The 13,057-nt window shown below is 73.1% G+C and carries 15 protein-coding genes; 8 read left to right on the top strand and 7 right to left on the bottom strand.

The window, feature by feature from the left end; genetic code table 11:
* Positions 1-148 precede the first annotated feature (148 nt).
* Positions 149-523: a DUF4267 domain-containing protein gene (locus tag OHA37_RS40250; RefSeq protein WP_266914453.1), complete on the top strand. Its 375-nt coding sequence runs from the start codon at positions 149-151 to the stop codon at positions 521-523.
* A gap of 143 nt (positions 524-666) precedes the next feature.
* Here OHA37_RS40250 and OHA37_RS40245 read toward each other — a convergent pair whose 3' ends face one another.
* On the bottom strand, positions 667-1,338 hold the full coding sequence (locus tag OHA37_RS40245) for a DUF4097 family beta strand repeat-containing protein (protein ID WP_266914451.1): 672 nt from the start codon (positions 1,336-1,338) through the stop codon (positions 667-669).
* Between the two features lie 240 nt (positions 1,339-1,578).
* On the opposite strand from OHA37_RS40245, the gene OHA37_RS40240 reads away from it, so the two are divergent.
* From OHA37_RS40240 to OHA37_RS40215, 6 genes are all read left to right on the top strand, one after another.
* Entirely contained in the window at positions 1,579-2,349 is a 771-nt protein-coding gene (locus tag OHA37_RS40240; RefSeq protein WP_266914449.1) for a GbsR/MarR family transcriptional regulator, read from the top strand.
* Between the two features lie 189 nt (positions 2,350-2,538).
* A complete protein-coding gene (locus OHA37_RS40235; protein ID WP_266914447.1) occupies positions 2,539-2,706 on the top strand; it encodes a hypothetical protein in 168 nt (55 codons plus the stop codon).
* 85 nt (positions 2,707-2,791) lie between these two features.
* Entirely contained in the window at positions 2,792-3,160 is a 369-nt protein-coding gene (locus OHA37_RS40230; protein ID WP_266914445.1) for an acyl carrier protein, read from the top strand.
* Positions 3,157-3,966, top strand: coding sequence for a 4'-phosphopantetheinyl transferase family protein (locus OHA37_RS40225; protein ID WP_266914443.1), 810 nt, complete (start codon positions 3,157-3,159; stop codon positions 3,964-3,966). The genes OHA37_RS40230 and OHA37_RS40225 overlap by 4 nt, the downstream gene beginning before the upstream one ends.
* Before the next feature lie 39 nt (positions 3,967-4,005).
* Complete coding sequence (locus OHA37_RS40220) at positions 4,006-5,583, top strand: acyl-CoA carboxylase subunit beta (protein WP_443046369.1); 1,578 nt, start codon at positions 4,006-4,008, stop codon at positions 5,581-5,583.
* Positions 5,584-5,596: 13 nt separating this feature from the next.
* Entirely contained in the window at positions 5,597-5,851 is a 255-nt protein-coding gene (locus OHA37_RS40215) for an acyl-CoA carboxylase subunit epsilon (protein WP_266914439.1), read from the top strand.
* A gap of 46 nt (positions 5,852-5,897) precedes the next feature.
* On the opposite strand, the gene OHA37_RS40210 is transcribed toward OHA37_RS40215, so the two are convergent.
* From OHA37_RS40210 to OHA37_RS40195, 4 genes are all read right to left on the bottom strand, one after another.
* Positions 5,898-6,665, bottom strand: a complete 768-nt coding sequence (locus tag OHA37_RS40210) for a sensor histidine kinase (protein ID WP_266914437.1) — start codon at positions 6,663-6,665, stop codon at positions 5,898-5,900.
* A complete protein-coding gene (locus OHA37_RS40205; RefSeq protein ID WP_266914435.1) occupies positions 6,662-7,465 on the bottom strand; it encodes a response regulator transcription factor in 804 nt (267 codons plus the stop codon). Before OHA37_RS40205 ends, OHA37_RS40210 begins: the two co-directional genes overlap by 4 nt.
* Before the next feature lie 107 nt (positions 7,466-7,572).
* Positions 7,573-8,961 (bottom strand): TfuA-like protein, encoded by a 1,389-nt coding sequence (locus OHA37_RS40200; protein ID WP_266914433.1) that lies wholly within the window; start codon positions 8,959-8,961, stop codon positions 7,573-7,575.
* The gene (locus OHA37_RS40195) at positions 8,958-10,151 is read right to left on the bottom strand and encodes a YcaO-like family protein (RefSeq protein ID WP_266914431.1); all 1,194 of its coding nucleotides are present in this window, start codon (positions 10,149-10,151) and stop codon (positions 8,958-8,960) included. The genes OHA37_RS40200 and OHA37_RS40195 overlap by 4 nt, the downstream gene beginning before the upstream one ends.
* A gap of 270 nt (positions 10,152-10,421) precedes the next feature.
* Here OHA37_RS40195 and OHA37_RS40190 point away from each other — a divergent pair, with 270 nt between their 5' ends.
* Positions 10,422-11,054: a hypothetical protein gene (locus OHA37_RS40190; protein WP_266914429.1), complete on the top strand. Its 633-nt coding sequence runs from the start codon at positions 10,422-10,424 to the stop codon at positions 11,052-11,054.
* Between the two features lies 1 nt (position 11,055).
* Here the strand turns inward: OHA37_RS40190 and OHA37_RS40185 are convergent, their stop codons facing one another.
* Positions 11,056-11,664: a response regulator transcription factor gene (locus OHA37_RS40185; RefSeq protein WP_266914427.1), complete on the bottom strand. Its 609-nt coding sequence runs from the start codon at positions 11,662-11,664 to the stop codon at positions 11,056-11,058.
* A 45-nt stretch (positions 11,665-11,709) separates the two neighbouring features.
* Complete coding sequence (locus OHA37_RS40180; RefSeq protein ID WP_266914425.1) at positions 11,710-13,017, bottom strand: sensor histidine kinase; 1,308 nt, start codon at positions 13,015-13,017, stop codon at positions 11,710-11,712.
* Positions 13,018-13,057 lie beyond the last annotated feature (40 nt).

The raw sequence follows: 13,057 nt of genomic DNA, 5'->3' as shown, positions 1-13,057 counted from the left end.
CGCGGCCCCGTCTCGCGGCTGACGCCGTGACCGCGGGGTCGCCGAAAACCGTCACGAACTGCACGAGTTGCACGAGCTACACGACAATCACTTCGTCACAAGAGACTCTCCCGTCACAGGAGACTCCCCCAACGGACGGGACAAGCCGATGCTCACCACCATTGCCACTGTTCTCGCCGGCCTGCTCGGCGCGGCCCTCATCTTCATGGGCGCGATGGTCTTCGCGAAGCCGCAGAACGCCGCCGGCTTCGGCATTCCCCGCACACCGGTCGATGACCCCGCCTTCCGGTCCTGGCTGCACGTGAAGGGTGCGCGGGAGATCGTGTGCGGGATCTTCATGTTCGTACTGATGCTCACCGCGCCGACGTCGGTGCTGGGTTGGTACGTGCTGACGTTCGCGGTGATGCCGGTCGCGGACGCGGTGATCGTGCTGCGCAGCGGTGGGCCGAAGGCCACCGCCTACGGCGTCCACGCCGCGACGGCCGCGGTGATGCTGGTGACCGCCATCGGCCTCCTGGTCTGATGCACCGTCGGGCTCCGATCCCGGCCGATCTCAGTTCTCAGTTCACAGTTCTCGGTGCGCGGCGGGGCGGGGCGGCTCAAGAGCCGCCCCGCTGCCTGTATTGCCCGGTGGTGCTCACTGCGCCGTTCTCTTGGCGGTGCGGCTCAGAGGCTGCGGGCCGTGATGTCGCCGTACGAGGTGGTCGCGTGGATCTCGAGCCGGTCGGCGGCGCCTTCGGTGTTCTTCAGCGCGTTGTGGATCCGGCCGTAGGAGGTGCCCGCGTCCAGGGAGGCGGCGGCCGCGGCGGCGGCGCCGACCGAGACGTCGCCGGACTCGGTGCGCAGGACGACCGTGCCGCGCACGGCCTCGGCGATGGTGATGCCGCCCTTCATGGTGCTGATCTCCGCGGGGCCGCCCAGGCGGCCGACGGCGATGTCGCCGTCCTGGACGGTGAGGCGGGCGCTCGCGGCCTCGTCGAGCTTGACGGTGGCCTGCGCGCCCTCGAAGGCGACGTCGCCGAGCCGTCCGACGCCGCGGAACTCGGCGGCGGCCGCCTTGGCCTCGACGCGGGAGCCGGCCGGGAGCTGGACGGTGACCTCGATGGATCCGGCGGCGCCGAGCATCCGGTTCTTCGCCTCGGGGACCTCGATGCGCAGGACTCCGTCGGCGTAGGCGACCGTCGTCTGCTCCGCCGTCTTCACGTCGCGGCCCTTCGAGGCGTCCGCGGGCAGGACCTCGACGGTGGTGTCGGCGCGGTCGGCGGCGATGAGGCGGATGCGGCCGGCGGGGATGTCGAGGACGGCGGCGATCGGGGCGGTGGTGGCGAACTTCTGCATGATGCTCTCCTGTGTCTCCGCTGTGCTGCGGTGTTTGTTTCCGACAACGGAAAAGCTACGTTGCATTCCAATACCCTGCAACATGCTCGTTGCGCAGAATTGGCATTGCCGCAGGTCAATAGCCCATTTTTGTTGCAATGGCTTTGCATTCAATGCAACGAAGACCGAGTCGGCGTTGCAATGAACTAAGAGTGAACGCTATGCTGGGGATCACAAGAGACCTACGAGAGGGAGATCACGGTGCCGGGAGGCAGACTCACGCAGCAGGAGCGCCAGCAGATCGCGCTGGGGCTGGCCGACGGGCTCGCCTACGCGGAGATCGCCCGGCGGCTGGACCGGCCGACGTCGACGGTCACCCGCGAGGTGATGCGCAACGGCGGCCCCGCCTCCTACCGCTCCGATCTGGCCCACCGCGCCACCGAACGCCGCGCCCACCGGAGCAGGCAGGCCGTGCCCCGGGGGCCGCAGGCGTCCGCGCAGGCCGACGGGCGCGATGCCGAGGCCGTGCGCGCGTACGAGGAGACGTTCGCCGGCATCTTCATGCAGTCGGGCCTGTCCAAGATGACGGCCCGGGTGCTGGCCGCGCTCTACACCACCGACGCGGGCAGCCTCACCGCGTCCGAGCTGGTGCGGCGCCTCCAGGTCAGTCCGGCGTCCGTCTCGAAGGCCATCACCTTCCTCGAAGGCCAGTCCCTGGTCCGCCGGGAGCCGGACGAGGGCCGCCGCGAGCGCTACGTCGTCGACGACGACGTCTGGTACCAGGGGATGATCGCCAGCGCCCGTGCCCACACCCTGCTCGTGGAGACCGCCCGGCAGGGCGTGGGCGTCCTCGGCCCGGGCACACCGGCCGCCACCCGCCTCGAAAACATCGCCCGCTTCGTCGACTTCGTGAGCGAGGGCATAACCCGCGCCGCGGAGCAGGCCCGCGAGGTCCTCCACACGAAGCCCGCACCGCCCGCCGACGGGGCTGCAGGCGCCGCCGGTCCGCCGTCCCCGGAGGACTCCGCCTGAGGGCCGGCGGCCCCCTTTGTCTCTCCCCTGAACTTCGCCTGGGTCGTTCCTGACACGGGTGAACCACGTCTGCAGAACTCTGGCCAGGCTCTGAAAACGCGGTGTGTTGAACCCGCGACCCGGCCCGCAGAAGCTGTGGAGCACGGTCCGGTGAGCTGTCCGCCGAGATCGGGCCCAAGGAGAGTGCGCATGTCCCAGCACGGCTCGCCCGAAGACCAGGCGGCCCGGCTCCTGCCGGACCTCGTCGCCGGTCCGGCCCTGCCGCGGTGGCTCGCCGTCGCCGGGCGGGAACCGGAACGCCCCACCGGATCCACGCGCCGCACCGGATCCACGCGCCGCACCGGAACCGGCGACTGAGCAGGGCGGAACGAGGCCGGAGCTCTGCCCAAGGGCCGTCAAGCGGGGCGCGACCCGCCCACCCCTCATGGAAGGCGTACGAACCATGGCACTACGGAACACGACCACCTGGCTCGAACGATTGCCCGATCTGCCGGCCCTGCGCGCCGCCGACACCGGGTCGCGCGTGCGGATCATCGAGCAGTACATCTGCCAGGAACTCACCGAGACCCTCGACATCCCGCCCGCCTACCGGATCAACGTCCGCCGGCCGCTGCGCAGTCAGGGCGTGGACTCGATCATGGCGATCCAGCTCAAGCGGAAGCTGGAGACGGCGCTCGGCGTCACGGTGAAGGCAGCCGACCTGCTGCGCGACGACAGCGTGGCCGAGGTCGCCGCCCTGCTGTGCGCGCTGATGCCGGACCGCCGGGAGGCCCAGGCCCGGTTCGCGGCGACCGCTAGTGCGGGGCGATGAGGAAGGCCTCCGGGACGGCCCGGATCGCCGCACCCGACCAGGACATGCACCTGTGGGTGTGCCATCCGGACTGGACGGAGGAGAACCAGGACGGCATGGTCACGGACGAGCTCGATGAGAAGGAACACAAACGGGCCGCCGCGTTCATCAGGCCGAACGACCGGCTGACCTACCTGTCGGCCCACATCGCGCTGCGGCGGCTGCTCTCCGCGTACACCGGTGTCGCGCCGGGCCTGGTGAAGTTCGGCCGCGACGCCTGCCCCTGCTGCGACCGTCCCCACGGCCGGCCGGTGCTCCTCGACTCGCCGGTACCGCTGCACTTCTCCCTGTCGCACAGTCACGGGGTGGTCCTCATCGGGATCGCGACCTCGACCGTGGGCATCGACGTGCAGCGGGTGCCGTCCCTGGAGACGACCGACCTGTGCTCGCCCGATCTGCACCCGATGGAGCAGAAGGAGCTGGCCCTGCTGGCGCCGACGGACCGCCAGTTGGCCTTCGGGCGGCTCTGGACGCGCAAGGAGGCCTACTTCAAGGGACTGGGCACCGGGCTCGGACGCGAACTGTCCGCCGACTACCTGGGCACGGACGAGAGCGAGGACGCCCCCGAGCGTCCCGAGGGCTGGATCGTCCAGAACCTGCCGAGCTGCCCCGCCCACGTGGCGGCGTCCGCCCTGCTCACCGACGGACCGCACGAGATCACCGCGCGCATGATGACGATGGAGATGCTGTCCGCCGCCGACGCCTCGGAGCTGATCGCCGCCGAGCCGTCGATGTGCTCCGACTACGAACCGACTGCCGACCGGTAGACGCGATGACCCAGACAACGGGGAGGAAGCAGCGCCGTGGTGACGACACAGCAGGCTGATGGAGTCGGTGCACCGCCGGACCGGCTCGGTGAACTGGCCCGCATCAAGGAAGTGACCCGCGAGGGCGCCGATCCGGCGGCCACCGAACGCCAGCACGCCAAGGGCAAGCTGACCGCGCGGGAGCGGATCGGCCTCCTCCTCGACAAGGGGAGCTTCTCGGAGGTCGAGGGCCTCAGGAGGCACCGGGCCACCGGCTTCGGCCTGGAGGACAAGCGCCCCTACACCGACGGCGTGGTCACCGGCTGGGGCACGGTCGACGGCCGCACCGTGTTCGTGTACGCCCACGACTTCCGGATCTTCGGAGGGGCGCTCGGCGAGGCCCACGCCCAGAAGATCCACAAGGTCATGGACATGGCCCTGGCCGCGGGCGCCCCGCTGGTCTCCCTCAACGACGGGGCGGGCGCCCGCATCCAGGAGGGCGTCTCCGCGCTCGCCGGCTACGGCGGCATCTTCCAGCGCAACACCAAGGCCTCGGGCGTGATCCCGCAGATCAGCGTGATGCTCGGGCCGTGCGCCGGAGGCGCCGCGTACTCCCCGGCGCTCACCGACTTCGTCTTCGCCGTCCGCGACATCTCGCAGATGTTCATCACGGGTCCGGACGTGGTGCAGGCGGTCACCGGGGAGGAGGTCACGCAGAACGGTCTGGGCGGCGCCGACGTCCACGCCGGGGTCTCGGGCGTGGCCCACTTCGTGTACGACGACGAGGAGACCTGCCTCGCCGAAGTGCGCTACCTGCTCTCCCTGCTCCCCTCCAACAACCGCGAACTGCCGCCGGACGTGCACAGCGAGGACAGCGCCGACCGGCACTGCGACACGCTGCTCGACACGGTCCCGGCCGACGGGAACCGCTCGTACGACATCCGCGAGGTGATCGCGGAGATCGCCGACGACGGCGACTACATGGAGGTGCACGCCGGCTGGGCGCCCAACCTGGTCGTGGCGCTGTCCCGGCTCGGCGGCCAAGTGGTGGGGATCGTCGCGAACCAGCCCGCGGCCATGGCCGGGGTCCTCGACATCAAGGCGAGCGAGAAGGGCGCGCGGTTCGTGCAGTTCTGCGACGCCTTCAACATCCCGCTGGTCACCCTCGTCGACGTGCCCGGGTTCCTGCCGGGCGTCGACCAGGAGCACCAGGGCATCATCCGGCGCGGCGCGAAGCTGCTGTACGCCTACTGCAACGCGACGGTGCCGAGGATCTCCGTGGTCCTGCGCAAGGCGTACGGCGGTGCGTACATCGTGATGGACTCCCGCTCGATCGGGGTGGACATCGCGCTGGCCTGGCCGACCAACGAGATCGCCGTGATGGGCGCCGAGGGCGCGGCCAACGTGGTCTTCCGGCGGGAGATCGCCGCCGCCGACGATCCCGAGGCGATGCGCCGGCAGAAGATCGAGGAGTACAAGACCGAGCTGGTGCACCCCTATTACGCGGCCGAGCGCGGTCTCGTCGACGACGTGATCGACCCGCGCGAGACCCGCTCGGCGCTGATCCGCTGCCTGTCGATGCTGCGCACGAAGGACGCCGCACTGCCCCGCCGCAAGCACGGCAACCCGCCCCAGTGAGGAGGACCCGGAGATGACCGAGGTACGCGAAGCGGTACGCGAGAAGCACCAGCCGTTCCTGGTGCGCGTGGAGAAGGGCAGCGCGAGCCCGGAGGAGGTCGCCGCGCTCACCGCCGTCCTGCTGGCCAGGGCCGCGGAACCCGCTCCCGACGGGGACCCCGGCCGCCCGCCGCGGCGGCCGGCGGCCCGCTGGCGCCGCCCGGAGCGGGGCGGCGCGTTCGACGGCCCCCGCACGTGGCAGGCCCGCACCCACGAGCCGAGCGCCTGACGGCTACCAGGGAAGGACGGAGCAGCTGACGCATCCACCGGATCTCCTACGAGGTCGTGCGGAGCAGCGGCGTCCCGCCCGTGGACGGGGCGCAGGCCTGTGCCGGGACGGGCCGCGCGAAGGTGTCCGCGGGCAGGACGGCCCTCGCGCGCAGGCCGCACGGGCCGCCGCGCGCACCGAGTTCGAGGCGTCCTCCCGAGGCGCCGAGCAGGGCGGCGGCGATCGTCAGTCCGAGGCCGCTGCCCCGGCCGCCCCGGCCCGCGCGGCCGCGCCAGAAGGGTTCGCAGGCGCGGGCGATCTCTTCGAGCGACATCCCCGGGCCCTCGTCGCAGACGTCCACGGCCACCTCTCCGGGGGGCTCGCGGTGTACGGATATCCGTACGGTCCCGCCCGCCGGGGAGACCTTCAGCGCGTTGTCCAGCAGGACGTCGAGGGTCTGCTCCAGCGTGCCGCGCTGCTGGACGAGGGACGCCCGCTCCCCCGTGACCTCCAGGTACGCGCCGCGGGCCCGCGCCGCCGCGGACCAGGCGTCCGCGCGCAGGGCGGCGACGGTCAGGGCGTCCGCGGTCTCGGCCCGGGCCGCGGCGTGCTCGACTGCTCCCCAGGCCAGTACCTGTTCCAGGACGTCGGAGAGCCGTGCCACTTCGCGCAGGATGCCGGCCAGCTCCCGCCCCGGGGCGGGATCGGCCGCGTTCTCGAAGCGGTCCTGGAGGAGTTCGAGGCGCAGGCGTACGGAGGACAGCGGGCCGCGCATCTGGTGGGCGGCGGCCACCACGACCGTGGGCGGCTCCGGCTGCCACGCGGGCGCGTTCACGAGGCGCGCGGCCGCGGGACGGTCAGGCGGTAGCCGACGCCCCGGGCCGCCTCGATCCAGTCGTTGCTGCCGAGCTTGCCGCGCAGGGAGCCCACGTGGACGTCGAGCGTGCGGGTGGACCCGAACCAGTTCTCGTCCCAGACCCGGGCCATGATGTCCTGGCGTTCCATGACCGTGCCGGGCTCCTCCAGCAGCATGGCCAGCAGCTCGAACTCCTTGCGGGTGATGCGTACTTCCGTGCCGTCCAGGTACACCTTGCGGGCGCGCCGGTCCAGGCTGAGCGGTCCCGCCCGCAGGATGCCGCCGGGCCGGCCGGCCCCGGCACCGGGCCCGCGTTCGAGCCCGCGCTCGGGGTCGTGCTCGTGCTCGTGCTCGGGTTCGCGTAAGGAACCGGGCTCGGGTAGCGGGCCGTGCGCGGCGGGGGCGCCGTCGTGCCGGGGGCAGTCGCCGGTGCGCCGGAAGACGGCCTGGATGCGCGCCATCAGCTCGTAGCGGCCGAAGGGCTTGGCCACGAAGTCGTCGGCCCCCATGTGCAGGGCCATCACGCGGTCGAGTTCGTCGGCCCGGCCGCTCAGCGCGATGACGGGGACGCAGGAGCGCTCCCGGATCCGCCGGCACACCTCGTGACCGGCGAGGTCGGGCAGGCCGAGGTCGAGCAGGACCAGGGAGGCGTCGTCCAGTTGCTCCAGGGCCGCGGCTCCGGTGCCGGTGCGGCACGTGCCGTAGCCGTGCACGGTCAGGGCCTGCTCCAGGGCCTCGGCGATTCCGTCGTCGTCCTCGACGATCAGTACGGTCCTCATCGGTGCCTCCCGGTCCGGTCCGCTGCCCGCGAGTGGACCCCACTTCGGGACAGTACCGCCGCCGGGAGGCGGGCGACGGGGCGCGAGAGCGGGCCGAGAGCGGGGCGCTAGCGGGCCTCCACCTGGGCCGGGACCGCCCGGGCCGCGCGCAGGGGCAGGAAGCGGCGGGCCGCTTCCTCCGCTTCGGCCAGGGAGGCGAAGCCCCGGTCACGGGCGGCCGCCTGCAGGGACGCCGGGCTGCCCGCGCCCCAGATCTCCCGCAGGTGCCCGCGGACTTCGCCCACCGGGACCCGGCGGGCGGTGCCCCCCGCGCCGGTCGTGGCGGCGGACTCGCCCAGCCGGTCGATGGCGGCGACCGCGCTCGTGCTCGCCGCCCACACGGCGTCCGCCTGGCGCAGCTCCGCGGGCACGCCGTGGAAGGGCGCGTCCCCCGGTGCGCTGCGGAAGGAGCGCACGAGCAGGGTGAGGAGGCGGAGCCAGGGGGTGCCGGCGCGCCGCTCGGCGGGGGTCAGCCAGTGCTCCCACGCCTGGGCGGGGAGCAGGTCCGCGGTGATGCCGGCCCGGGCGGCGGACTCCAGGGCGCAGGCCTCCAGCTCCGCTTCCCCGGCCGGCAGGAGGTTCCCGGCGATCCGGCGCAGGGCGAAACCCCGGTAGCGGGCGGGGAAGTCGGGGGCGTAGAGCTGCTGGAACCGGAGCACGTCGAGCTCGCGCACGGCCGGGTGGCGCGGGGCTCCCCGCGCGGGCCGGAACGTGCCGCGCCACTGCGCGCGACGGCTCGTGGGCGCGAGGAACCAGGCGGGTACGAGCAGCGGGTCGGGTGCGGACGGCGCCGCCGCGGACGCGGGTGCTTCCTGGGCCAGCCAGGACAGCGCCAGCAGGGAGTCCACGCGCTGCAGGTCGGTGGTGGAGCGGGTCCGCCGGGCGTACGCGCGCAAGGAGGCCGCCGCCTCCCCGGCCTCCACCGAGTGCGCGCGGGCCAGCCGGAGCAGCGCGGGCCAGCAGCGCTCGGCGCAGTGCAGCGAGCCGGCGAGGCCGAGGAGGATCTCGCCCGTGCCCGGGGTGAGGAGCCGGTCGGAGACGGCGCTCGCCACCGTCCAGCGCAGGGTGACCAGCGCCAGGGTGGGGTGCTCGTGGGTGTGCGTGGGCCGGTGTGCGGCGACCTCGGCGTCGCCGTCCAGGCTGCCCTGGACGAACATGCCGAAGACCAGGCCGATGCCCCGCATGCCGTACGGCCACAGTTCCGCGGCGCGCAGGGCGCCGAACCCGGCGGCGCCGACGACCCGGGCGCCGTCGGCGAGGAGGTCGAGGATCTCCTCGTGGGACACCGGGGTGCCGTGGCACTGGACGCCGTCGAGGAGGACGACGGTGTCCCCGGGCCCGGCGGCGAGGGCGAGCAGATCGCCGTGGCGGGCCGGCGGGTGCAGGGCCGCTCCGGGGAAAGCGGTGCGGACCTCTTCGGCGCCGAGGGCGGCTCCGACGAACACGTGGGTGGTCAACGGCCCTCCCCGGGCAGGCCCGTGGCGCCGGGGCTCGCGCCGGCGGGGCCCGTGAGGCCCGCGGCGACGACCTTGACGACACGGAAGTCGGTTTCGGTGCTGAGGTCCACGGCCACCGGCCGGTGGCCGGTCACCGCGGTGACCAGGCCGGTGAGCCAGCGCATCTCGTCGGTGTCCTCGGCGAACTCGGCGCCGCGGACGGCGGCTTCCCGCCAGTCCAGGAGCCGCTCCACGGGCGCCCCGGCGGGGCGGGCGGCGCGCGGCGGCGTCGCGCGGGCCCGGGTCGCCGCGGCCGGGCCGTCGCCCACCAGGGCGCGCAGCCGGTCGCGGGCGGCGCCGGTCAGTGCGCGGCCCAGCGCGATGCCCGGGTCGCCGTGCACGCCGACGGCGGTGACGGGCACGGGGAAGGACTTCGACCACAGGCCCACGGAGAAGCAGGGCAGCGCCCAGCGGTTGGCCCGGCGGGTGAGGGTGACGCGGACTCCGGCGGCGGCGAGCCGGGCGAGGACCTCGGCGCAGAGCGGGTCGTCGACGCCGGCCGGGTCGACGGGACCGGTGGTGTCGAGGCCGGCCGGGGCGGGGACGCCGGGCACATCGGGAACGCCGGCCGGGGCGAGGGCGCAGTCCTGCTCGATGACCTTGTAGAGCGCGTGGACCACGGTCTCCTCGTAGCTGTTGCCGCCGGCCAGTGCGCCGGCCGTGGCGCGCAGCAGCGGGGGCCGCCACCCGGTGCCGGCCTCGTCGTCCGCGCGGACGCAGGCACGGGGGGCGGGCACGGGGGCGCCGGTGACCAGGTCGGCGGCGATGACCCAGTCGAGGGGGGTGTGTTCGCTCAGCAGGCTGCCGGGTTCGAGGGGCAGGGCCCGTACGTCGTAGGGCAGGGCGAGTTCGCGCGCGGGTGTGCGCAGCACTTCGGCGGGCGGGCAGGCGTACTCGGCGTGCCAGAGCTCCACGGATTCCATGACGGCGGAGATCCGGGCGAGCAGGGGGGTGGCTCCGCGGCCGTAGGCGAGCGGCCGGGTGCGGGATGCGGGCCGGACCGCGGCGACGACCGGGATGCCGAGGGTGTCGAGGCCGGTGACATCGGCGATCCGGGTGATCCCGAAGGAGTCGCGGAGTTCGCCGAGGCGGGCCCAGGTCTCCTCGGGGTGGCGGACCCGGTGGGTCCCCGCGAAGTGCACCTTCTTCACGCGTCGTCCTCCCCTGCCCCGTCCCGGAGGCCGTCGGGCGCCGTGTTCCCGGCACCTGTCCACCAGCGTGCGCGGGCGACGGCCAGCCGACCGGCAAGGGAGCGGCAGAACTTCCACACGGGTGGTGAAAACCCTGGCGGGGGGATCCCGGGGAGGTCCGTACGGGACCGGGTTCCGTCGGCGTTTCGTCGGCGTTCCATCGGCGCTCTAGCGGTCTGTGCGGACAATGCACCGGTTAAGCCGTGCAGGGAGCAGGGAGGGGAGCCGCCGATGTCCCAGCAAGAGCGCGGCCGGCAGGTGACGGTCGTCGAGCGGATGACCACGACCGGGGATCCCTCCTCGTTCGAGCGGGCACTCGTCGACTACGCGCGCCACCGGGAGTCCGCCAAGGGCTTCGAGGCGCTCGTGACGGCTGCCTGCCCCGACCGGCCCGGCAGTTACGTCCACCTCGACCAGTGGAGCACCCTGGACCGGCTGCTCCAGGCCGGGCACGAGGCCGGACACGAGGCCGGGCCCCTGCCGGAGCGGCACCCCGGGCTCGGTGCGGGCACGGTCTCCTCCAGCGAACTGATGGTCACCGTCGGGCGGATGACCGTCGGGGGCGAGCTCTCGGAGGCGGCCCACGTCGTGCTGGTCCGTGCGGTGCTCGACGGCCCGCCGCGGCAGTTCGAGCTCGACTTCGGCGCCCTGGTCGCACAGTGCGTGCCGGACGGCGGTTTCGGCGGCAGCGACCTGCTCCGCTCGGCCGCCGACCCCCGGGCCTACCTGGGCGTGCTGTGGTGGCTGGACCCGGAGGCCTGTGCGCGGGTGCGCGCCGGGGCCGGCTACCGGGACCGGCTGGCGGGGCTGTCCGCCGCGGCGGCGGTCACCGAGGAGTCGACCCGGATCCTGCGGGTGGCGTGAGCTACGGGATCCAGCCCGCCTCCTCGGCGATGCGGATGGCGTCGATCCGGTTGCGGGCGTTGAGCTTGTCCACGATGGCCGTCAGGTAGTTCCGTACCGTGCCCTCGCTCAGGAAGAGCTGCTCGGCGATCTCGCCGGCGTCGGCGCCCCGGGCGGCGAGCCGGAGCACTTGCGTCTCGCGGGGGGATATCGGATTGTCCAGGGCCTCCCAGGCGCTGAGGGCGAGATCGGGATCGATCACCCGCTGTCCGTTGGCCACGGCCCGTACGGCCTGGGCGAGCCGGGCCGGCGGGGAGTCCTTGAGCAGGAACCCCGAGACGCGGGCGGCCATCGCCCGGCGCAGGGTGCCGGGTCTGCCGAGGCTGGTGAGGATCAGCGTGCGGCAGTCGGGAAGGCGTTCGCGCAGTTCGGCGGCGGCGGTCAGGCCGTCCATCCCGGGCAGGTCGATGTCGATGATCGCCACGTCGGGGCGCGATTCGAGCGCGGAGGCCACGATGAGGTCACCCCGGTCCACGGAGGCGACCACCTGGAAGTCAGGCTCCAGTTCGAGTAATGCGATGAGCGCGCCGCGGACCATGTGGACGTCCTCGGCGAGAAGCAGCGACAGCATGGTTGTTCCCCCGTTATACCCTCGTGCCGGTCGGCTCGCGCTGGTTCAGCCGGCCCGGCCGGCCCGGCGTTCCAGCGCCGCGACGGACGCCGTGTCCGCGCTCCGGTCGTACGCGCGCCCTTGTGGTCCGACGCTGTCCACGGGATCGGGGGCGACCGGCCTCATCGGCGCCCGCGCCGTCACCCGGAAGCGGCCCTGCGGCTCGATGCCGGCGCTCAGGGTCCCGCCGATCGCGGTGAGCCGCGTGGCCAGGTTGCCCAGCCCGCTGCCCCGGTCCACGGGGTCCGCGAGCCCGACGGCCACCACCCCGTCGTTCTCCATCACCAGTTCCACCATCTCCCCGTCGACCGCGGCCCTGATGGTGCAGGACTGCACCTTGCTGTGCCGCAGGATGTTCGTCACGCCCTCGCGCAGGGCCGTCGCCAGCACGGTGTCCACCAGCGGGTGCAGCCGCCCGCAGTCGATGTCGACCTCCGCCTCCACGTCCGCCGAGGCCATCACGTTGGCCACCGACACGGCCTCGGCGGCCAGCGACATGTCGCGGTATCCGCTGGCGACCAGCCGTACGTCGACGAGTGCCTGGCGGGACACACCGAGCACGGAGACGACCTCCGCGCGGGCCCGCTCGGGGTTGTTGACGACGATCCGCTGGATCAGCTCGCACTTCAGCGAGATGGCCGAGAGGCTGTAGCCGAGCAGGTCGTGCAGGTCCCGGGCGAACCTCAGCCGTTCCTGGATGACGGCCATCCGCGCCATCTCCGCACGGGTCTCGTGCACTTCGTGGACCAGGTCGGTCAGCCGGGTGAGGCCGTAGATCACCAGTCCGGTCAGCGCGGTGGAGATGGCCGCGTACGCGAGGTCCAGCACGGTGACGCCCTGACCCACCGCCCACCACAGCACCACGCCCGAGATGGCCGCGAAGGAGGGCCAGGCGATCCTGGGCGGTGCGAGCAGCAGGACCGAGGCGCTCAGGGGGCCCGCCACGCTGCCCCACAGCACGTTCAGCCAGACCAGGGGCAGGAAGGTGAGGAACAACTGCACGCCCAGGGCCGCGCACTTGCGTCCGGTGGACCAGTGCCGGGCCTTGGAGGAGGTGAGGACCAGCTGGAGGCCGTACAGGACCAGGACGGCGGTCGCGCAGACGAGGAGTTCGCGCCGCCGGTCGCGTAACGCGTACTCGACGTTGAGCAGGGTGACGATTGCGTACCCGGACAGGACGGTGACCACGATGCCCTGGGCCAGACGCGGGGCGAGCACGTCGGTGACCCGCCCGCGCTTGTCCGGATTCGAACTCTCCGTTTGCTGGGCCCTCTGAGCTAGGTCGTTGTCCGCAGTCCGGAAACGGCCCGTCATATGCTCACTCCTCGGTAGGGAAAACGAAGGGTCCGGGTCC

Origin of the sequence: Streptomyces sp. NBC_00335 (assembly GCF_036127095.1) — a bacterium.
Classification (GTDB): domain Bacteria; phylum Actinomycetota; class Actinomycetes; order Streptomycetales; family Streptomycetaceae; genus Streptomyces.
Note: the sequence above shows the minus strand (reverse complement) of the source record. Positions and strands in the feature narration are given on the sequence as shown.

What these genes read in the sequence shown, in the direction of transcription:
- OHA37_RS40250 (WP_266914453.1), top strand. Translation starts at nt 149, where the DNA reads ATGCTCACCACCATTGCCACTGTTCTCGCCGGCCTGCTCGGCGCGGCC.
- OHA37_RS40245 (WP_266914451.1), bottom strand. Translation starts at nt 1,338, where the DNA reads ATGCAGAAGTTCGCCACCACCGCCCCGATCGCCGCCGTCCTCGACATC.
- OHA37_RS40235 (WP_266914447.1), top strand. Translation starts at nt 2,539, where the DNA reads ATGTCCCAGCACGGCTCGCCCGAAGACCAGGCGGCCCGGCTCCTGCCG.
- OHA37_RS40230 (WP_266914445.1), top strand. Translation starts at nt 2,792, where the DNA reads ATGGCACTACGGAACACGACCACCTGGCTCGAACGATTGCCCGATCTG.
- OHA37_RS40225 (WP_266914443.1), top strand. Translation starts at nt 3,157, where the DNA reads ATGAGGAAGGCCTCCGGGACGGCCCGGATCGCCGCACCCGACCAGGAC.
- OHA37_RS40215 (WP_266914439.1), top strand. Translation starts at nt 5,597, where the DNA reads ATGACCGAGGTACGCGAAGCGGTACGCGAGAAGCACCAGCCGTTCCTG.
- OHA37_RS40205 (WP_266914435.1), bottom strand. Translation starts at nt 7,465, where the DNA reads ATGAGGACCGTACTGATCGTCGAGGACGACGACGGAATCGCCGAGGCC.
- OHA37_RS40190 (WP_266914429.1), top strand. Translation starts at nt 10,422, where the DNA reads ATGTCCCAGCAAGAGCGCGGCCGGCAGGTGACGGTCGTCGAGCGGATG.
- OHA37_RS40185 (WP_266914427.1), bottom strand. Translation starts at nt 11,664, where the DNA reads ATGCTGTCGCTGCTTCTCGCCGAGGACGTCCACATGGTCCGCGGCGCG.
- OHA37_RS40180 (WP_266914425.1), bottom strand. Translation starts at nt 13,017, where the DNA reads ATGACGGGCCGTTTCCGGACTGCGGACAACGACCTAGCTCAGAGGGCC.